Origin of the sequence: Rhizobium sp. 'Codium 1', from assembly GCF_020889605.1 — a bacterium.
Lineage (GTDB): Bacteria > Pseudomonadota > Alphaproteobacteria > Rhizobiales > Rhizobiaceae > Allorhizobium > Allorhizobium algae.
In genome coordinates this window covers 189802-209457 of record NZ_JAJGPW010000003.1, presented here as the reverse complement: position 1 = coordinate 209457, position 19656 = coordinate 189802, and the positions used below count along the sequence as shown (strand labels likewise).

At 61.1% G+C, this 19656-nt stretch carries 21 protein-coding genes; 13 read left to right on the top strand and 8 right to left on the bottom strand.

What is annotated here, in order from left to right; all coding sequences use genetic code 11:
• Positions 1–49 precede the first annotated feature (49 nt).
• On the top strand, positions 50–1213 hold the full coding sequence (locus LJE98_RS10485; RefSeq protein ID WP_229575161.1) for a M20 aminoacylase family protein: 1164 nt from the start codon (positions 50–52) through the stop codon (positions 1211–1213).
• Here LJE98_RS10485 and LJE98_RS10480 read toward each other — a convergent pair.
• Positions 1195–2073 carry a DMT family transporter gene (locus LJE98_RS10480; RefSeq protein WP_229575160.1) on the bottom strand — a complete coding sequence of 293 codons (879 nt, stop codon included), beginning with the start codon at positions 2071–2073 and terminating at the stop codon, positions 1195–1197. The two genes, LJE98_RS10485 and LJE98_RS10480, sit on opposite strands and share 19 nt — an antisense overlap.
• 202 nt (positions 2074–2275) lie before the next feature.
• Between LJE98_RS10480 and LJE98_RS10475 the strand changes: the two genes are divergently transcribed.
• The 3 genes from LJE98_RS10475 (at position 2276) to LJE98_RS10465 (ending at position 5599) form a co-directional block, all read left to right on the top strand.
• Positions 2276–3469: an MFS transporter gene (locus tag LJE98_RS10475; RefSeq protein ID WP_229575159.1), complete on the top strand. Its 1194-nt coding sequence runs from the start codon at positions 2276–2278 to the stop codon at positions 3467–3469.
• Positions 3470–3592: 123 nt separating this feature from the next.
• On the top strand, positions 3593–4858 hold the full coding sequence (gene ispG, locus LJE98_RS10470; RefSeq protein ID WP_229575158.1) for a flavodoxin-dependent (E)-4-hydroxy-3-methylbut-2-enyl-diphosphate synthase: 1266 nt from the start codon (positions 3593–3595) through the stop codon (positions 4856–4858).
• Between the two features lie 75 nt (positions 4859–4933).
• Complete coding sequence (locus LJE98_RS10465) at positions 4934–5599, top strand: OmpA family protein (RefSeq protein ID WP_229575157.1); 666 nt, start codon at positions 4934–4936, stop codon at positions 5597–5599.
• A gap of 55 nt (positions 5600–5654) precedes the next feature.
• Here the strand turns inward: LJE98_RS10465 and LJE98_RS10460 are convergent, their stop codons facing one another.
• From LJE98_RS10460 to LJE98_RS10450, 3 genes are all read right to left on the bottom strand, one after another.
• The gene (locus LJE98_RS10460; RefSeq protein WP_229575156.1) at positions 5655–6287 is read right to left on the bottom strand and encodes a LysE family translocator; all 633 of its coding nucleotides are present in this window, start codon (positions 6285–6287) and stop codon (positions 5655–5657) included.
• A 63-nt stretch (positions 6288–6350) separates the two neighbouring features.
• A complete protein-coding gene (gene hisC / locus LJE98_RS10455; protein WP_229575155.1) occupies positions 6351–7406 on the bottom strand; it encodes a histidinol-phosphate transaminase in 1056 nt (351 codons plus the stop codon).
• A gap of 1 nt (position 7407) precedes the next feature.
• The gene (locus tag LJE98_RS10450; RefSeq protein ID WP_229575154.1) at positions 7408–8322 is read right to left on the bottom strand and encodes a polyprenyl synthetase family protein; all 915 of its coding nucleotides are present in this window, start codon (positions 8320–8322) and stop codon (positions 7408–7410) included.
• A gap of 157 nt (positions 8323–8479) precedes the next feature.
• On the opposite strand from LJE98_RS10450, the gene mtgA reads away from it, so the two are divergent.
• The 4 genes from mtgA to LJE98_RS10430 all read left to right on the top strand — a co-directional run bounded on the left by mtgA (position 8480) and on the right by LJE98_RS10430 (position 10790).
• Positions 8480–9199, top strand: a complete 720-nt coding sequence (gene mtgA, locus LJE98_RS10445; protein ID WP_267499006.1) for a monofunctional biosynthetic peptidoglycan transglycosylase — start codon at positions 8480–8482, stop codon at positions 9197–9199.
• 71 nt (positions 9200–9270) lie between these two features.
• On the top strand, positions 9271–9918 hold the full coding sequence (locus tag LJE98_RS10440) for a glutathione S-transferase family protein (RefSeq protein ID WP_229575153.1): 648 nt from the start codon (positions 9271–9273) through the stop codon (positions 9916–9918).
• Positions 9919–10074: 156 nt separating this feature from the next.
• A complete protein-coding gene (rpmF, locus tag LJE98_RS10435; protein ID WP_006724402.1) occupies positions 10075–10260 on the top strand; it encodes a 50S ribosomal protein L32 in 186 nt (61 codons plus the stop codon).
• Positions 10261–10394: 134 nt separating this feature from the next.
• On the top strand, positions 10395–10790 hold the full coding sequence (locus LJE98_RS10430) for a hypothetical protein (RefSeq protein ID WP_229575152.1): 396 nt from the start codon (positions 10395–10397) through the stop codon (positions 10788–10790).
• Between the two features lie 39 nt (positions 10791–10829).
• Here the strand turns inward: LJE98_RS10430 and phaR are convergent, their stop codons facing one another.
• Positions 10830–11408, bottom strand: coding sequence for a polyhydroxyalkanoate synthesis repressor PhaR (gene phaR, locus LJE98_RS10425; protein WP_229575151.1), 579 nt, complete (start codon positions 11406–11408; stop codon positions 10830–10832).
• A 224-nt stretch (positions 11409–11632) separates the two neighbouring features.
• Between phaR and LJE98_RS10420 the strand changes: the two genes are divergently transcribed.
• The 3 genes from LJE98_RS10420 (at position 11633) to LJE98_RS10410 (ending at position 14104) form a co-directional block, all read left to right on the top strand.
• Complete coding sequence (locus tag LJE98_RS10420) at positions 11633–12814, top strand: acetyl-CoA C-acetyltransferase (protein ID WP_229575150.1); 1182 nt, start codon at positions 11633–11635, stop codon at positions 12812–12814.
• A 146-nt stretch (positions 12815–12960) separates the two neighbouring features.
• Positions 12961–13686, top strand: a complete 726-nt coding sequence (locus LJE98_RS10415; protein WP_229575149.1) for a beta-ketoacyl-ACP reductase — start codon at positions 12961–12963, stop codon at positions 13684–13686.
• Positions 13687–13750: 64 nt separating this feature from the next.
• Positions 13751–14104 (top strand): YunG family protein, encoded by a 354-nt coding sequence (locus tag LJE98_RS10410; protein WP_229575148.1) that lies wholly within the window; start codon positions 13751–13753, stop codon positions 14102–14104.
• 211 nt (positions 14105–14315) lie between these two features.
• On the opposite strand, the gene LJE98_RS10405 is transcribed toward LJE98_RS10410, so the two are convergent.
• From LJE98_RS10405 to LJE98_RS10395, 3 genes are read right to left on the bottom strand one after another with little or no spacing between them, the layout of a single operon-like run.
• Positions 14316–14570, bottom strand: a complete 255-nt coding sequence (locus LJE98_RS10405) for a glycine zipper domain-containing protein (protein WP_054150342.1) — start codon at positions 14568–14570, stop codon at positions 14316–14318.
• Positions 14571–14610: 40 nt separating this feature from the next.
• On the bottom strand, positions 14611–14763 hold the full coding sequence (locus tag LJE98_RS10400) for a DUF3309 family protein (protein WP_229575147.1): 153 nt from the start codon (positions 14761–14763) through the stop codon (positions 14611–14613).
• Positions 14760–15776: an alpha/beta fold hydrolase gene (locus LJE98_RS10395; protein ID WP_229575146.1), complete on the bottom strand. Its 1017-nt coding sequence runs from the start codon at positions 15774–15776 to the stop codon at positions 14760–14762. The genes LJE98_RS10400 and LJE98_RS10395 overlap by 4 nt, the downstream gene beginning before the upstream one ends.
• 377 nt (positions 15777–16153) lie before the next feature.
• Between LJE98_RS10395 and LJE98_RS10390 the strand changes: the two genes are divergently transcribed.
• Positions 16154–19180 carry a helicase-related protein gene (locus LJE98_RS10390; RefSeq protein ID WP_229575376.1) on the top strand — a complete coding sequence of 1009 codons (3027 nt, stop codon included), beginning with the start codon at positions 16154–16156 and terminating at the stop codon, positions 19178–19180.
• Positions 19180–19587: an RNA-binding S4 domain-containing protein gene (locus LJE98_RS10385; RefSeq protein ID WP_229575145.1), complete on the top strand. Its 408-nt coding sequence runs from the start codon at positions 19180–19182 to the stop codon at positions 19585–19587. Before LJE98_RS10390 ends, LJE98_RS10385 begins: the two co-directional genes overlap by 1 nt.
• The last annotated feature ends 69 nt before the right edge of the window (positions 19588–19656 follow it).

The window sequence follows — 19656 nt, the reverse complement described above, 5'->3', positions numbered from 1 at the left end:
AGTCGGTGCTTCCACGAACATCCCTGCAGACGACCGAAAGGTATTGCCCATGACGATCCAGGCTCCCAATGTGATGGCCGAAGTGCTTGCGACGCGCCACCATCTGCATCGGTTCCCAGAGATCGGCCTGTCGGAATTCAACACGTCGGACTATGTGGCAGAACAGCTGATCGCCCTCGGCTACGAGGTGACGCGCGGGCTTGCTACCACCGGCGTGGTGGCGACGCTGCGGAACGGGTCGAGTAACCGGAGTATCGGCATCAGGGCCGATTTCGACGCGCTGCCCATCCTCGAAGAGACCGGGTTGCCCTATGCCAGCGAGATACCGGGTGTCATGCATGCCTGCGGTCACGACGGCCACACCGCAATGCTGCTCGGCGCGGCCAAGATCCTTGCCGAGCGACGCAACTTCGACGGGGTGATCCACCTGATCTTCCAGCCTGCCGAGGAAAACTTCGGTGGTGCGCGCATCATGATCGAGGATGGGCTTTTCGATCGCTTTCCCTGTGACGCCGTGTTTGCGCTCCATAATGATCCGGACATTGCCTTTGGCCATTTCGCTCTGCGGGAAGGCCCGATCATGGCGGCCGTCGACGAGTGCAAGATCACCGTGAACGGCCGTGGTGGTCACGGTGCGGAGCCACAATCAACTGCCGATCCCATCGTCTGTGGCGCATCGATCGTCATGGCTCTGCAGACGATCGTCTCGCGCAACATCCATCCGCTTGACCCGACCGTGATTACCGTCGGCGGCTTCCATGCCGGTGCCGCGAGCAACGTTATTCCGGAAAGGGCAGAGATGGTGCTTTCAATCCGCTCCTTCGATCCCAAGGTTCGCGATCAGCTGGAGCAGCGGATCCGCGCGGTGGCCGAAGGTCAGGCGGCAAGCTATGGCATGGGCGTCACGATCGACTACCAGCGCGGTTATGACCCGACCGTCAACCACAAGGCGGAAACGGACTTCGTCCGCGATCTTGCCGTGAGCTTTGCCGGACAGGACAAGGTCTACGATCTGCCACGGCCAATGATGGGCAGTGAAGACTTCGGCTATATGCTGGCAGAGCGGCCGGGTACCTATTTCTTCCTGGGCACCCAGCGCACGCCTGATGATCCGCCGCTGCACCATCCGCGCTACGACTTCAACGATGACATCCTGCCTGTCGGCACCACCTTCTGGGTGGAGCTTGCGGAGCGTTACCTGTCGAGGTCCTGAGAGGGCATGCGTCGACGGGCGGCGAAGAGAATGATCAGGCCGGCGCTGGCAATGAGCACGGCGCCTGCCCAGACATTCGGACCGGGTACGTCACGCCAGATTGCGTAGCCGAGGATGAAGGCCCAGATCAGCGCAGTGTATTCGAGCGGCGCAATCACCGAGATCGGCGCGCGGCGCAGCGCCTCGAAGAAACTGATCTGGCCGAGCCCCCCGATGAAGCCGACGGCGAGCAGCAGGATTTGTGCGCCTCCGCTCGGCATGGTCCATGACATCAAAGCCATGGGTGTGGTCAGTATCAGGAAGAAGACATTGGTCATGGTCATCTGGACCATGCTGCTGGCGCTCTGGCTGGTGGTGCGGAGGAGGGTCGTCGCGATTGCCCAGCAGACGGCGGCCACCAGCGCGAGATAAACAGGCCAGCCAATGGTCAGCCCCGTCGGGTTGCTCGCGACGACAACGCCGACGAAGCCGGTCAGGACAGCGATCCAGCTGCTAGGCGGCGCTCTTTCGCCAAGGATCGGGATCGCCAGCAGGATCGCGGCGATCGGGGCCGCAAAATAAAGCGTCGTCAGGTCTGCAAGCGGCAGATGCTTGGCCGCGTTGAAGTAGCAGAGCCAGGCGGCGAGCAGGAAGAGGCTTCGCAACATCATTGGACGCAGTGCGGGGGAGGTCACCGTCTCGCGCGCCAGTGACCGGCCGCCCAGGATGAAGCATCCGAGCAGGATTACGATGCTCCGAGAAAACAGGATCTGCCAGACCGTGGTGGACTCCACGAGCAGCTTGATCATTGCGTCGTGCGTGGCGAAGCAGAGGTAAGCGAAACTGGAGAGCAGGATTCCAGCGCCAACTGCGGTTTTCACAAGGGGTATCTTTCAGGTGGGGCGGTGCCGAGCGATCATTGCATCGGACACCATGTGTCGGAGCTCTCCATCCGTCTGTCAATCCCGTCTGGCGGCCTTCCAATTGTTGTCGATCGAAACAAAAATTTACAATTCGGTTTGCGCTCCGAGATTGCCGTCTAAATCGATTTAATTACAGTGCGCCCGACTCTGGGAGCAGGCCATGAACGACATTTCACAGACTATCCAAACTTCGGCGTTACCGGCGCCCATCGTTACCCGGGAGAGGGTTGCGGTCGCGCTGCTGTTTTTCCTGAACGGCCTCGTCATCGGTGCCTGGGCGCCGAAGATCCCGTTCTTCTCTCAGGCGCTAGGCCTTACAGAGCTGTTGCTCGGTGTGATGATCTTCGTGTTCGGCATCGGCTCGCTGGTGATGATGCCAATCGCGGGCATGCAGATCGCCCGCTACGGGTCGCGTCGCGTGGTCGAGATCGCCACGCTGCTGTTCATCCCGACCATCGTGCTCGTGACGTTGGTTGACAATATCTGGACGGGCGCCGTTGCCATCTTCCTGTTTGGCGGCCTGACCGGGGCGATGGATGTGGCGATGAATGCGAATGCCGTCGAGGTCGAGCGCAACATGCGCCGTTCGATCATGTCTTCCTGCCACGCTTTCTGGAGCCTGGGTGGACTTTGCGGTGCCGCGACGGGCGGTTTCCTGATTGCCACGCTCGGCGCCTTCGGCCATGTGCTGCTGCTTGCGGCTGTTTGCCTCGTCCTGTTTCTTGTGGCACGCCCGATGATCCTGGCTGATGCGCCGCATGCCACCGATGAGCCGGCCAAGGCCAAGCTGCCGATGACGCCACTGCCCTGGCTAATCGGGACGATCGCCCTCTTCTGCATGATCCCCGAAGGGACCGTGCTCGACTGGAGCGCCCTCTATCTGCGCAACGAGCTGAATGCCTCGACCGAAATGTCCGGCTTTGCCTTTGCCGCTTTCTCCTTCACCATGGCCGTCTGCCGATTTGCAGGCGATTTCGTTCGAGACCGGTTCGGTGCGGTCAACACCCTGCGCTTCTGCGGTGTTGCGGCGATCATCGGCCTTGTCATCGCGGGTCAGTCCGGCGATGTGACGCTGGCGCTGATCGGTTTTGCCATCACCGGCATCGGGATCTCGAACATGGTGCCAATCGCCTTTTCCGCCGGCGGCAATATTCCCGGGCTTGCGCCGGGTGTCGGGCTCGCCGTTGTCACCACCATGGGCTATTCGGGCATCCTCTTCGCGCCCTCGTTGATCGGCTTCATTGCCGAATACACCTCGCTGTCGACGGTCTACACGGCGATCCCCTCGTTGCTAATCGTCGTTCTGGCTCTTTCCAGGCTTGCCCGCCATGCTGACAGGGCGACGGGCCACTGAGATGTGGCCCGACGGGCTTCAGGCCTGACATGCGGATGTGATTGCAGCTCGGGAGGCTGGCGGTTGACAAGCGAACGGCTTTGATCCACCTCCATGGCGATTGAGGCTTGCAGAGAAACAGCCATGACCGCACCCATCATCCAGCCCGCTGACATCTATGATCCGCAGCCGCGCCGTTCCTCGGTCGCAGTTGACGTTGGTGGGGTCATTATCGGCGGAGGCGCTCCGGTCGTCGTCCAGTCGATGACCAATACCGACACGGCCGATGTCGATGCGACGGTCGCCCAGGTTGCCGCGCTCTACAAGGCGGGCTCCGAAGTCGTGCGCATCACTGTCGACCGTGACGAGAGTGCCGCTGCCGTGCCGAAGATCCGTGAGCGCCTGTTGCGACTCGGCTTGGATGTGCCTCTGATTGGCGACTTTCACTATATCGGCCACAAGCTGCTCGCCGATCACCCGGCCTGTGCGGAGGCGTTGGCGAAGTATCGTATCAATCCGGGCAATGTCGGCTTCAAGGACAAGAAGGACAAGCAGTTTGCGGAGATCGTCGAGATGGCGATCCGCTACGACAAGCCCGTCCGCATCGGGGTGAACTGGGGCTCGCTTGACCAGGAGCTGCTCACCCGGCTAATGGATGAAAACGCAGGCCAGGGTTCGCCGTTGTCGGCCCGGCAGGTGACCCGCGAAGCGATCGTGCAATCGGCGCTGCTATCGGCCGAACTGGCCGAAGAGATCGGCTTGCCGCGCAACCGCATCATCCTGTCCGCCAAGGTCAGCCAGGTGCAGGACCTGATCGCCGTCTATTCGATGCTGGCGGAGCGCTCGAACCATGCGCTGCACCTCGGCCTGACCGAGGCCGGCATGGGCTCGAAGGGCATTGTCGCTTCCTCGGCTGCCATGGGATACGTGCTGCAGCATGGCGTCGGCGACACCATTCGCGTTTCCCTGACCCCCGAACCGAACGGGGACCGCACACGGGAGGTCCAGGTGGCGCAAGAGCTGCTGCAGGTCATGGGCTTCCGCCAGTTCGTGCCGGTGGTTGCCGCATGTCCCGGTTGTGGCCGCACAACCTCGACCGTCTTCCAGGAGCTCGCCCAGAAAATCCAGGGCGACTTGCGGAAGAACATGCCGGTCTGGCGCGACAAGTATCCCGGTGTCGAGGGGCTCAACGTCGCGGTCATGGGCTGCATCGTCAACGGCCCCGGCGAGAGCAAACATGCCGATATCGGCATCTCGCTTCCGGGGACCGGCGAAAACCCTGCGGCACCTGTTTTCATCGACGGCGAAAAGGCGATGACGCTTCGCGGTCCAGACATCGCGGCGGATTTCGAAACGCTGGTCGCGGACTATATCGAGAAACGCTATGGACAAAAGTCCGCGGCGGAGTGAGCTTGGCGGCAACTTTTTATTGCCGCAATTTCACGGTTGACGGATGATCAGCCGAATCCTGGAGGGACACCGAGCATGATCAAGAAGTTCGCTATCCTCGCGCTGTGCGCGACCTATCTCAGCGCCTGCACGACGACCGACCCCTATACCGGCCAGCAAAAGGTGTCCAACACCGCCGGTGGCGCTGCCATCGGTGCGGCGGTCGGCGCGCTCGGTGGTCTGGCCGTCGGCGGTTCGCCCGTTGGCCGTCGTAATGCGGCACTGATCGGTGCTGGCGTCGGTGCGCTCGCAGGTGGCGCGATCGGCAACTATATGGACCAGCAGGAGTCGGAACTGCGCGCCCAGTTGCAGGGCACCGGCATTTCGGTCACCCGCGTCGGCGACCGCATCATCCTCAACATGCCGTCGAATATCACCTTCAACACGGATCAGGATGCGGTGCTTCCGCAGTTCTACCCGACCTTGAATTCGGTTGCGATCGTGCTGCGCAAGTTCGACCGCACGCTGGTCGACATCAACGGCCATACCGATTCGACCGGCAGTCAGGCCTATAACCAGGGTCTGTCCGAACGCCGTGCCATGTCGGTTGCCGGGTATCTCAACAGCCAGGGCGTCGATCCCCGGCGCGTTTCGGCTGTCGGCTTCGGCCCGAACCAGCCGGTCGCTTCGAACGCCACACCGGATGGCCGCGCACAGAACCGTCGCGTGGAAATCCAGATCTCTCCGCTCACCCAGGGCTGAGATCTACCCACGTGCTGGAACAGAGGCGCTGCATCCGTGCGGCGCCTTTTTCGTTTCAGCGGAAGGTGAGCAGCTTGACGCCGGCCAAGGTGAAGAGGACGGCAAGCGTCCCGTCGATGTAGCGACGCGCTGCGCGGTAGATGCGGAGTGCGCCGGAGGTCGAGAACAGCAGCGCATAGCCCATGAAGATGGTGAAGCCGGTCGCGAGGCAGCCGCAGACGATGATGGCGACCGCGAGCGGCGTCGCGTCGGCCGGCAGGCCGAGCGAAATGATGGCCAGCCAGGCGAAGATCGCCTTGGGGTTCGTCAGGTGGATCGCATAACCCATGAGAAAGGTGCGCTTGAGGCTCGCTGTTGCCTTGCTGATGCGAAGCGGGTCGATCCGGCTTGCAGCGGAGCGGAACGCGCGCCAGGCGAGATAGAGCAGATAGAGACCGCCGAGGATCCGCATCAGGATCAGGGCCTGCGCATATTGCGAGAGTATGGCGGCAAGGCCGAGAGCGGCCGCGATCGCCCAGGTCATGGAGCCACAGAAGATGCCGGCTGCGATCGTCAGTCCGTGCCGACGTCCCTGGCCGAGTGAAGCAGACGCGATCGCCATGGTCGCCGGTCCGGGGCTCAGGACCGCGAAAAGATAAACGAGATAAGCGGCCACGACCTGCGGCCAGTGTTCAAGAATGACAGTCACGGCAAGGCTCCGGCTTACGCTGCGATAAGCCGGAGATTAGACGCTTGCGGCAATCGGCACACGTCAGATGATTTGATCGATTGCCTTCAGAAACTGATGGCATTCCTCTGTCGTGCCGATGGTCACGCGGAGAAAATCGGAAATGCGCGGCTTGTTGAAGTGCCGGACCAGAACAGCGCGCTCGCGGAGACCCTTCTGAAGATCGGCCCCCTCGTGCGCGGGGTGGCGGGCAAAGACGAAGTTGGTTTTGGACGGGAGGACCTCGAAGCCGCGCGATCGGAGCGCCTCCGTCACCATCTCGCGATTGGCGATGATCTTGCCACGGGCTTCGTCGAACCAGGTCTCATCCTCGATCGAGGCTGTCGCAGCCGCCTGGGCGATCATGTCGACCGGATAAGAGTTGAAGCTGTCCTTCATTCGCTCCAGCGCCTCGATCAACGGTCGTTGGCCAAGTGCGAAGCCGACGCGGAGGCCTGCGAGCGAGCGGGACTTGGAGAAGGTCTGGACGACGAGCAGATTCTCATGGCGCGGGATCAGCGACGCTGCGGTCTCGGCGCCGAAGTCGACATAGGCTTCATCGATGACGACGACCTGATCCGGGTGGGCGGCGACAAGCCTCTCGATGTCCGAGAGAGGCAGTGCGATACCGGTCGGTGCATTGGGATTGGCAAGGATGATGGCGCCGCAGGGGCGGTCGTAATCGCCGATGCGGACCTGCAGGCCGTCATCCAGCGCGATCTCCTCGACCTTCACCTCGAACAGCCGGGCATAGGTCTTGTAGAAGCTGTAGGTGATATCAGGGTAGAGCAGGGGTGCGTCGTGCTTGAGCAGGGCGGCGAAGGTAAAGGCCAGGACTTCGTCCGAGCCATTGCCGACAAAAACCTCGTCCATCGTCAGGCCGTAGCGCTTGGCGATTGCCTCACGCAGGCCCGTGGAGGCCGGATCGGGATAGAGACGTAGACGGTCGCCCGATGTCGCTGCGATCGCGTCCAGCACCTGTTGCGACGGTCCGTAGGGGCTCTCGTTCGTGTTGAGCTTCACGAGGCCTGGGATCTTCGGCTGTTCGCCGGCGACATAGGGCTCCAGCGCGTGGACGGCGGACGACCAGAAACGGCTCATCTTACTTCTTCCTGTAGGCGATGAAATGGGCGGCTTCCTTTAGCGGATCAGCTTCGGATCCGTAGGGATCGAGCAGCGCATTGGCCTCGGCGACAAGACGGTCCAGCTCCGCACGCGCCCAGTCCGTGCCCCTGAGACCGACGAGAGTTGCCTTTCCCCGAGCCGCGTCCTTGCCAGTTGCCTTGCCGAGGGTCGCGGCATCCGAGGTCACATCGAGGAGATCGTCAGCGACCTGGAAGGCCCGGCCGACGATCTCGCCGAACCTGCGCAAGCGATCGCGATCTTCTGCAGGCCGACTGGCGATGATGGCGCCCGCCTCGCAAGCAAAACGCAGCAGTGCACCCGTCTTCATGGCCTGAAGTCTGACGATGCCCTCCTCGTCCGGCTGTTCCTCGTCGGCGGCAAGGTCGAGCATCTGGCCACCGGCCATGCCCCCGATTCCGGCTGCGCGCGAGAGCTCGAGCACGAGCATCACCTTGGCAGCGTCAGGAAGGGGAGTTTCCGGCGACGCGATGATGTCGAAGGCATAGGTGAGCAGGCCATCGCCCGCGAGGATTGCGGTCGCCTCGTCGTACTGCTTGTGCACCGTCGGCATTCCGCGGCGCAGGTCGTCGTCGTCCATGGCCGGCAGGTCGTCATGAACCAAGGAATAGCTGTGCAGACATTCAAGTGCGCAGCCGACCTGCAAGGCGGCGTCATCGTTTCCGCCGAAAAGGCGCGTCGCCTGCATCACGAGATAGGGGCGCAGCCGCTTCCCGCCATTGAGGGCGCCATAATGCATGGCTTGGATCAACCGGCCGGGACGCGCGATCTCCGCCGGACGTGGACTTCCGTCCAACAGCGTGGCAAGCCTCGCCGCGACGATCTCGGCATAGGCGGACAAGCTCTGTTCGAAGGTCTCGGCGCTCTTGATCATGCCGGCTATTTGGCACGCTGCCCCCTGACTGGCAACGGGAAATTGACAGTGGAGAAGGGCTTCCGGCGGTGGCCCGTCTGGTCATTTCGTCGCGGGGCCGTTAAGAGGGATCATCATCGATCACGGCCCCACCTCATTGATACTGGAAGTCGAGGCATTGAAGCAAGACGAGCAGGTTGCGCCGGCGGCAGAGCGGAGGCGGCGGCCCCGGATCATCCGGGCCGCAGTCATCGCATTTCTTCTTTTGCTCCTTGGGCCCTATGTGCTGATCCTGCTGTACCGTGCGGAGTTTGTCCGTCCGGTGTCCACCTTGATGCTGGCAGATCTTGCGACATTGAAGGGGTATGACCGCCGATGGGTCGATTTCGAGGACATATCGCCCAATCTCGTGCGCGCCGTCATGATGTCGGAGGACGGTCAGTTCTGCAATCACGGCGGGGTCGACTGGAACCAGCTCCAGTCCGTCATCGACGACGCGATGGCGGGAGAGGCGACGCGGGGTGCGAGCACCATCCCGATGCAGACGGCGAAGAACCTATTCCTCTGGAACGGGCGATCCTTTGTCCGCAAGGGCCTGGAGCTGCCACTTGCCATGGCCGCTGACACGGTCTGGCCCAAGCAGCGCATGATGGAGATCTATCTCAATGTCGCGGAGTGGGGCCCTGGGATCTACGGGATCGAGGCTGCCGCGCGATACCATTTCAAAACCTCTGCCGCAAAGCTCAGCCGTCAGCAGGCGGCACTGCTTGCCGTCTCCCTGCCCAATCCGATCGACCGCGTGGCGAGCAAGCCGGGACCTGGTCTGAAGCGTCTGGCAAACGTCGTGGACCGTCGGGCCCGCGCTTCGGGTGATTACATCACCTGCCTTTATGATTGAGATCAGAAGCTTTCGTTGGTCCGCAACCGGACTTTGGGTCTAGGTTGGCGCTCAACTGTTCGGAGAGCGTCGTGGACGAGCTGACCCTTTACATCGCCAACAAGAACTATTCCTCCTGGTCGTTCCGGCCGTGGATCGCAATGACTGCAGCTGGGGTTCCGTTTCGCGAGGAACTGATCCCGTTCGGGCCAGGTGCTACCCATCCGCGGTTTTTGGAATTGTCGCCGACTGGGCGGGTGCCGGTGTTGCACCATGGTACGGTTCGTGTCTGGGAATCGCTTGCCATCATCGAATATGTTGCCGAGCTTTATCCCGATGCCGGGCTCTGGCCTGCAGATCGCGAGAGCCGCTCGCTGGCCCGCTCCATCGCCATGGAAATGCTGTCCGGCTTTCGGGCTCTGCGCGGTGCCTGTCCGATGAACCTGCGCCGCCCCATCAAGGCGATCGAATTGCCCGGCGGTGTCACGGCCGATGTTGCCCGGATCGAAACGATCTGGCGCGACATGCTTCATCGCTCCGGCGGCCCCTTCCTGTTTGGTGCGTTTTCTGCGGCCGACGCCATGTTTGCGCCTGTGGTCAATCGCTTCAGCGCCTATGATCTGGTTTGCGATGCCGAGACGATAGCCTATATGGATGCGATGCGTGCGCATCCGGCCTGGCGGGCCTGGGAAGAGGCGGCGCTTGCCGAGTCCTGGATTGTACCCGAGGACGAGGCCTGATCGGGCCTGTCCCAGATACGAAAAAAGTGACCTGGGGACTGGTCAAACCCACTTCGGCCATGTATAAGCCCGCCAAATTCCGAGTTCGAGACGGGTTTTTCCCGGCCTCATCGAGGCCGAATAAACCCGTTTTGCCCGTCACGTGGAGTAACGAAAATGGCTGTACCAAAAAGAAAAACAAGCCCGTCCAAGCGCGGTATGCGCCGCTCTGCTGACGCGCTGAAGGCATCGACCTATGTCGAAGACAAGAACTCCGGCGAACTGCGCCGCCCGCACCATATCGATCTGAAGACCGGTATGTATCGCGGTCGTCAGGTTCTGACGCCGAAGGAAAGCGCATAATTTCTGCGCTTTGACAGACTGTTTCGAAGGGCCGGCGCTTGCGCCGGCCTTTTCATTTCAGATTAGGCATAGTTAAATCGCGGGGACGATTGCCGCTCAACCGGGCGGGATCGTATTTCCAGGAAGGATCCCGCATGCTGATTGCCGTGCCGCTGATGATCGTCCCCTTCATCTTCTACAATGCCGTCATGCTCGGCAGCGGCGTCACCGCCTTTTCCGGCGTGATCATGACCGTTCCGATGCTGTCTGGGGCGGTATGGACGATGACGCTGGGTGATCTCGTGATCCTCTCCGCCCTCGTGTGCCTGTTTTTCGAGATGCTCAAGTCCACGCTGAGTAGTCGCGGTTCACTGATGAACCATATGCTGTCGATGCTGGTCTTTGTCGGGTTCCTGGTGGAATTCCTGCTCGTGCGCGATGCAGCCACACAGCTCTTCTTCAGCTTGATGGTCATCGCTTTCATCGATGTCGTCGCAGGCTTTACGATCTCCAACCGGGCAGCTGGCCGGGATGTATCGATCGGGCTCTGAGCCCGCCATCAAAGGCCCGTCGCGGGGCCTTTAGTTTCTTCAAAGATTGTCGAGCTTGTTCTGCAGGGAGCGCAACTGCTCCTTGAGTTCATCGATGTCCTTGGCTTCCGCCTTCTTTGTCTCCTTGGCAGGCTGCTGGCCGCCGAGGAAGGGCGAGAACATCTGCATGGCCTGCTGGAACATGTCGGTGTTGCGTTTCACCTGCTCTTCCAACAGCTGGATAGGCATTTGCATGTTCTTGGACAGTGGATGGTCGCCGAAGGCGTTGGTCATCTGCTCGCGCATCTGGGTCTGCTGCTCGGTGAAAGCCTTCATCGAATGCTCGAGAAAGCTCGGCACGACCATCTGCATCTGATCGCCATAATAGCTGATGAGCTGGCGCAGGAACGAGATTGGCAGCAGCGTGTTGCCGGTCTTCGATTCCTGCTCGAAAATGATCTGGGTCAGAACGGAATGTGTAATGTCATCACCGGACTTGGCGTCCTGCACCAGGAAGTCCTCCCCCTTCTTGACCATCTTGGCCAGATCCTCGAGGGTGACATAGGTGCTTGTCCCGGTGTTGTAGAGGCGTCGATTGGCGTATTTCTTGATAACGATTTCGCCATCGGCTTTTGCCATTTCGGTCTCCTAACCCGTCGTTTTCTGTTTGTTTTTGCTCTTCCCGGGGAGGAGTGTAAGCGCAAATTCAGTCTGGTGACAATCTCTTTGTGCGTTGCAGGATCGGCATTTGACGAAAGACAGGCAAGCGCAACCAAAGAACGAGATCGCGGGGTTTATCCTGTTTGACACCGACGACAGTCTTTGTCAGTTTCTTCTCAATCATAAAACCCGAGGAGACGTCCATGAGCACCCCGTCCATCGTCATCGCGAGCGCTGCCAGAACTCCGGTCGGATCTTTCAACGGGGCGTTGGCCTCCGTCGCGGCGCATGACCTCGGCGCCATTGCCATCAAGGCCGTGCTGGAGCGTGCGGGCGTCGAGGCCGGTGAAGTCGATGAAGTCATCCTCGGCCAGATCCTGACTGCAGGTCAGGGCCAGAACCCGGCCCGTCAGGCCGCCATGAAAGCCGGCATTCCCCAGGAAGCCACGGCCTGGGGGCTTAACCAACTTTGCGGTTCGGGACTGCGCGCCGTTGCTATCGGCATGCAACAGATCGCGGCTGGCGATGCCCGGATCATCATTGCAGGCGGTCAGGAATCCATGTCCATGGCGCCGCATTGCGCACATCTACGCAACGGCACGAAGATGGGCGACATGAAGATGATCGACACCATGATCAAAGACGGCCTGACGGACGCCTTCTACGGCTATCACATGGGCACGACCGCAGAAAACGTCGCCCGCCAGTGGCAGCTGACCCGCGAGGAGCAGGACGCATTCGCGGTCGCCTCACAGAACAAGGCGGAAGCCGCGCAGCTCGCCGGCCGTTTCAAGGATGAAATCGTTTCGGTTATAGTGCCGAGCCGCAAGGGCGACATCACCGTCGACCAGGATGAATACATCCGCCACGGTGCCACGCTTGAAAGCATGCAGAAGCTGAAGCCGGCCTTCGACAAGGAAGGCTCGGTCACGGCCGGCAACGCATCCGGCCTCAATGACGGAGCCGCCGCCTCTCTGCTGATGACCGAGGCCGAGGCATCGCGTCGTGGTATTGTGCCTCTCGCCCGGATCGTTTCCTGGGCCACCGCCGGCGTCGATCCGAAGATCATGGGCACGGGCCCCATTCCCGCATCCCGCAAGGCGCTCGAAAAGGCCGGCTGGAAGATTTCCGATCTCGACCTGGTCGAGGCCAACGAAGCCTTCGCGGCACAGGCCTGCGCCGTCAACAAGGATCTCGGCTGGGATACGTCGATCGTCAACGTCAACGGAGGTGCGATCGCGATCGGCCACCCGGTTGGCGCGTCGGGTGCGCGTATTCTGAACACGCTTCTGTTCGAAATGAAGCGCCGTGGCGCCAAAAAGGGCCTCGCGACGCTCTGCATCGGCGGTGGCATGGGCGTTGCCATGTGCCTCGAGGCTTTCTGATCCGGGCAGCCAGAATGGCACCGCTCACCAATGAACAGCGAACTCTGTCCCGGTTGGTAGCCGGGATGGTCAGACCATGCCGTTGCGACGGGAACCGCAGCGATTGATCCAGACGAAAACCATATAGAAAAAACGGGGAGGACAGCATGAGCAGAGTGGCTTTGGTGACGGGCGGCACGCGCGGAATAGGTGCAGCTATCTCGACCGCCTTGAAGAATGCCGGATACAAGGTGGCCGCAAACTTCGCCGGCAACGAGGAGAAGGCCAAGGCCTTCGAGGCGGAAACCGGCATTCCGGTCTTCAAGTGGGACGTCTCGAACTATCAGGCCTGCGTCGACGGGATCACTGCGGTCGAGGCGGCTCTCGGCCCGGTCGAGGTGCTGGTCAACAATGCGGGCATCACGCGGGACGCCATGTTCCACAAGATGACGCCGGACCAGTGGGGCGAAGTGATCAATACCAACCTGACCGGTCTGTTCAACATGACGCATCCGGTCTGGACCGGGATGCGCGATCGCAGCTTCGGGCGTGTCATCAACATCTCCTCGATCAACGGCCAGAAAGGGCAGATGGGGCAGGCCAACTATTCCGCCGCCAAGGCCGGCGATCTCGGCTTTACCAAGGCGCTGGCCCAGGAAGGGGCGGCGAAGGGGATTACCGTCAATGCCATCTGCCCGGGATATATCGGGACAGAAATGGTGCGCGCCATTCCGGAAAAGGTGCTGAACGAGCGGATCATTCCACAGATCCCGGTCGGTCGGCTCGGTGAACCGGAGGAGATCGCGCGTTGCGTCGTCTTCCTCGCCTCCGATGATGCCGGCTTCATCACCGGATCGACGATTTCGGCCAATGGCGGCCAGTTCTTCGTGTAAGCGACGGAGAGGGTGTGACTTCGAGGCCGGCCTTTCGCCGGCCTTGTTCGTTTCTGGGAAGCGCATGATTCAATCAGTCGTAGATCTTGAGCAATTTGCCGACCGTCTCACAAATGCTTGGTCGCGTGAGACCTCTAGCCTTTGGTCTTTGGACAATCCGGCGAGGGGCCAGTGTGCTGTCACTAGCCTTGTTGTCCAGGACGTATTTGGTGGCCAGATTTTGAAGACGCGCCTTCAACAGTTGCCGCACTTCTACAACCTAATTGATGGTTGCCGCTTCGACTTCACATCCCGCCAGTTTGCTGATTCGATCGACTACGAGGATCTACCCTCGGATCGGGAAGAAGCGATGTCCGATACCGATCCGGAACAGTATCGCGCCTTGCGCGGAAGGCTCGGGCTTCCTGTTAACGATTGAACCCTGCAACCGTGCGCGGAATTCCTAATATCCACCGCTCTCTATGGTTAACCAATTGTTATTAAACAATATATAGCAGTGAACAAACCGGGAAGATGATAGCGTCCGCGATTCGTCGTCGATTCGTTCCGGCTTTGATCGACAGGTTAACGCGGGGCACAAAAAAGCCGCCGAGCCCTGGGGATCGGCGGCTTTTCTCTCGTTATGCTTATTAGCGGCAGCGCGCTTCGTAGGTCTCGCCATAGCGGTTGCGGTAGACGCAGTAGCCGCGGCGTTCCTGCGAATTGCCGATAAGGGCGCCAGCAACGCCACCGACGCCTGCACCAATGGCTGCGCCGCGGACATTACCGGTTGCCACGCCGCCGATGACTGCGCCGGAAGCAGCGCCGATGCCGGCGCCACGTTCGGTCGCCGTGCAGCCGGCGAGTGGGGCGATCAATGCAAGTGCCAAAAGGGTCTTTTTCATCGTCTTAAACCTTTTCACGTCGAGTTGGTGTTACTTCAGGTCAAATTCGACCCATCAACATCAGGATGATGAGGATGAGAAGTACGAGGCCCAGGCCGCCGGACGGGCCGTAGCCCCAGCTGCGACTATGCCCCCAGGTCGGCAATACGCCGATCAGCAGCAGAATTAGAATGACGATGAGAATGGTGCTCATTGGGGGCCCTCTCCTAAGCCGTGGTGGATATTCCAGTCTTGTGCCGGAAGAACGCCACGGCTTGCGGATTGTTCCATCGGTCCTGCCAGGCTGCCAAGAAGCCGATGCAGTCCGGCGATTGCCGAGGCGCGCCGCGAGGCAGCCGCCAATGGGGCCGAGGCGGCCGGCATCGTCGAGAGACCGTAAAGGAAAGCCGAGATCGCCTGGTCTGTTCGGGCCTGATGTTCGACCATGGGAAGGTGGCCGCAATCGCGCAGGATTACGGTTTGTGCCTGAGGCAAAAGTTTCGAAACCCGTAGCTGGTGTGCCGGCGGAACGATTGCATCATTGGCGCCTACGAGGTTCAGTACCGGGACGCTGATGCGGGGCAGGTCTTTGACGAGCGTGGTCGCAGACATGAAGCGGATACAGGCTGCAATGTCTTCCGGGCGCGCTCTCTTGAGCTCGAGACGCACATCTTCCATCGCCTCGACCGCGCGATTGTCCTGCCAGGGACATCCCTTGTCATACACACATTCAATCGATCCCCAGCGAAACTGTTCCTGGGTCGCTATCCATCGACGAAAGAACTGACCGAACAGGAAGGCGCCGACACGCGGAACCCGGAGCAGCCGCGCGGGCAGCCGCTCCTGTCCCTCGAAACGTCCGCAGGCAAAGGCGCCGATCAGCGTGATCGACTTGACCAATTCGGGATGATGAAGCGCAAAGAGCAGCGAGACGAAGCCGCCGGTGGAGTGACCGATGAGGTTGACGGGGCGACCGCCGAAATCGCGACGGATTGCCGTCGCATAGGCTTCGACCACGTCATGAGGCCCGATCACCTGGCCAGGCTCGTCCAGAATCCACGGATAGTGCCCCGGAAGCGGGTAGGCTGCCGTTCGCCCGTGCCGGGCGAGCTGCGGGGCATAGGTCCGCCAGAAGGATGGTGCCATGACCATGCCATGAATCAGGACAAACTCCTGTCCTGCGTCAGTTATTCCGATCCAGTCCGGAGGTGGTGGTTGAAGTGTCATCGCAGTGTACCTCGGCCAAAGCAACGTGCGCCGCGGTGCGAATGTTCCATAGGTTCCACCTGCCATTCTGATCGGTGGAAGGACAGCGAAGTGGATTTATCGATTCAGGATATGGTAGGGATCATGGGGCAGGCCATCGACATCTAGCCGTGAACAAAGCCTGAATCTGGGCGAGTCGTTGATTCGTCGCTGATTCGTTCCCAGAGTGTTCCCGAAACCAAAAACTGATTCTGATCAAGGGTTTGGACGGAATTCTGGGGTGATCGCCACAAGCGCCTTGCCTTTGCCCCTGTCAGCCTCCATTTGTTGGCCAAGGGCGCCGGATTGCGGACGACGCGCGGTCCCGACAAGCGGAGCGGTCTTTGAATACCCAACCCATGATCCTGAGTGGCCGCGGCGTGAGTGCTGTGCTGGGGCCAACCAATACCGGCAAGACCCACTTTGCGATCGAACGCATGGTCGCGCACGGGTCCGGCATCATTGGATTGCCGCTGAGATTGCTTGCCCGCGAAGTCTATACGCGTGTCGTCGAACGGGTCGGTGCGCAGAATGTCGCGCTGGTCACCGGCGAAGAGAAGATTAGTCCCCCGAATGCCCGGTTTTCCGTCTGCACGGTCGAGGCGATGCCGCGCGAGACCAAAGCGGCCTTCGTCGCGATTGACGAAATCCAGCTGGCTGGCGACCTCGAGCGTGGCCACATCTTCACCGACCGCCTGCTGCACCTGAGAGGACGCGAGGAGACGCTGTTGCTCGGGTCGGCAACGATGAAATCGATCCTGATCCAGCTTCTGCCAGGGATTACCATCGTCGAGCGGCCAAGGCTCTCCCAGCTGTTTTATGCCGGCCAGAAAAAAATCACCCGCCTGCCGCAGCGCACAGCGATAGTCGCCTTCTCCGCCGACGAAGTCTATGCGATCGCCGAACTGATCCGCCGCCAGCGTGGCGGTGCAGCCGTCGTTCTCGGCGCGCTCAGCCCGCGGACCCGCAATGCCCAGGTTGGCCTCTACCAGGAAGGCGATGTCGAATACCTCGTTGCGACCGATGCCATCGGCATGGGCCTGAACCTCGATGTCGATCATGTCGCCTTCGCCCAGGACCGCAAGTTCGACGGATACCAGTTCCGCAATCTCAATCCGGGCGAGCTCGGCCAGATCGCCGGGCGAGCCGGCCGCCACATCAAGGATGGCACGTTCGGCGTGACGGGCCGTGTCGATCCGTTCGACGACGAGCTGGTGGAGCGCCTGGAAACGCATCAGTTCGATCAGGTCAAGGTTCTGCAATGGCGGACGGAAAAATTCGATTTTTCGTCGATTGCGGGACTGCGGCGAAGTCTCGATGCAGTGCCTCGCATCGAAGGATTGACCCGTGCTCTGCCGGCGACGGACCAGCAGGCACTGGAGTATCTGTCGCGCTATCCCGAGATATCCGACATCACCGACCGACCCGATCGCGTCGAAAAGCTCTGGGAGGCCTGTGCGCTGCCCGACTATCGGCGTATTACACCTGCACAGCATGCAGATCTGATTCAGAGCCTCTACTTCGATCTCGTCAGGCGCGGCACCGTCAACGAGGATTTCCTCGGCGAACAGGTACGCCGGGCAGATCGGACTGATGGCGAGATCGATACGCTGTCGGCGCGGATTGCGCAGATTAGAACTTGGACCTATGTGTCGAACCGACCCGGTTGGCTTGCCGATCCGACACACTGGCAAGAAAAGACGCGGGAAATCGAAGACCGATTGTCCGATGCGTTACATGAACGGTTGACGAAACGCTTTGTTGATCGCAGGACATCTGTGCTCATGAAGCGCTTGAGAGAGAATGCGATGTTGGAAGCTGAAATCAGTGTGAACGGTGATGTCTTCGTGGAAGGCCATGCCATGGGACAACTCGCCGGTTTCCGGTTCACGCCGATCTCCGGCATGGAGGGGCCGGACGCGAAGGCTGTCCAGGCGGCCGCCTACAAGGCGTTGGCGCTCGAGTTCGAAGCGCGCGCTGCGCGCCTTCATGCTTCCGGCAATAATGACCTCGTCATCGGATCCGATGGCCTTGTGCGTTGGCTGGGCGATCCGGTGGCGCGTCTCATCGGCACCGACCATATTCTTCATCCGCGCGTGATCCTGCTTGCCGATGAACAGCTGACCGGCATTGCGCGCGACCATGTCGCGGCGCGTGTCGAGCGCTTTGTGAATCACCATATCTCGACTGTGCTGAAGCCGCTCGACGACCTGTCGCGCGCAGAAGATCTGCAGGGTCTGGCCAAGGGCCTCGCCTTCCAGCTCGTTGAAAATCTCGGCGTGCTCTTCCGGCGTGACGTGGCAGACGATGTCAAGACGCTCGACCAGGATGGTCGCGCCTCCATGCGTCGCTATGGCGTGCGCTTCGGCGCCTACCACATCTTCATGCCGGCACTGCTGAAGCCGGCCCCGGCCGAGCTCATCACACTGCTCTGGGCGCTCAAGAACGACGGCCTCGACAAGCCGGGTTACGGCGATCTGATCCCCGTGCTCGCCGCTGGCCGCACCTCGGTGGTCACCGATCCGAGCTTCGAGCGCATGTTCTACAAGCTCGCAGGCTTCCGCTTCCTCGGCAAGCGTGCTGTTCGCATCGATATCCTCGAGCGTCTCGCCGACCTGATCCGCCCGCTCCTGCAGTGGAAACCGGGTTCGCCGGCGCGTCCTGATGGTGCCTATGACGGCCGCCGCTTCACGACGACGACGGCCATGCTCTCCATTCTGGGTGCAACGCCTGACGACATGGAAGAGATCCTGAAGGGTCTCGGCTATCGTGCCGACAGCGTTTCGGCCGAAGAGGCTGCTGCCTTCCTTGCTGCACAGACCGGCTCTGTGGCGGCTGAGGCTCCGGCGGTTGCCGAAAAGAGCGACGTTGCCGTCGATGATGCCGATCAATCCGCCGAGGCATCTGCCGAAGGCGAGGCGCCGGCTGCCGTGACCGAAGAGCCTGCTGCAGCGGTTGCCGCTGAAGTGGCTGAGCCTGCCGCTGCCGAAGAGCAGCCGGCCGAGCCGACTGAGCCGAAGCCCGTTCTTCTCTGGCGTCCGGGTGGTCGTAGCGACAACCAGCGTGGCGCCGGCCGTCCGGGTGGTGATCGTCGCCCGCAGGGCCAGCGCAATCCGGCGCCGCGTGAAGGTGCCGAGGCTGCTGGCGAGAATCGTGGCGAAGGCCGTCGCGACGATCGCCGTTCCGACAATCGCGGCAAGTCCGCCGGCAAGGGTGATCGTCAGGATCGGGGCGATCGCAAGGACCGCGGACCGCGTCCCGAGCGTGACAACAACAAGTCGCAGCCGTCCCGCTTCGAAGCAAAGCCACCGCGCAAGGAAAAGCCGCTCGATCCGGATTCGCCCTTTGCCAAGCTTGCCGCTCTCAAGGAGCAGCTGAAGAAGTAATGAAGGAGAAGCCACAGAGCGGTTCGCGTCAGCGCATCGACAAGTGGCTCTTCTTTGCCCGTGTGACAAAATCACGCAGTCTCGCGCAGGAGTGCGTGACTGCTGGCCACGTCAGTATCAATGGGCAGAAGGTCCGCCAGGTCAGTTATCAGGTCAAGCCCGGTGACAGGCTGGAGATTGCCATTTCTGAACGCAAACTCGTTCTTGTCGTGAAGCTGCCTGGCGACAGGCGCGGGCCCTATGAGGAAGCCAAACTCCTGTACGAGGACTTCTCGCCTCCACCTGAAAAGAAGCCCTTCACACCTTCTGAGCCGGGTGTTCGGGCTCCAGGAGCCGGGAGGCCGACCAAAAAGGAGCGCCGCGCACTTGATGATCTACGCGGCGAGCCGGATTGGTCTGCGGATTAGAAAATTTCTACAAAGCCGCCAGAATTGAGGGTGTTTATCCTTGCCTTGGCCGGGATTCCGCTTTAGCTC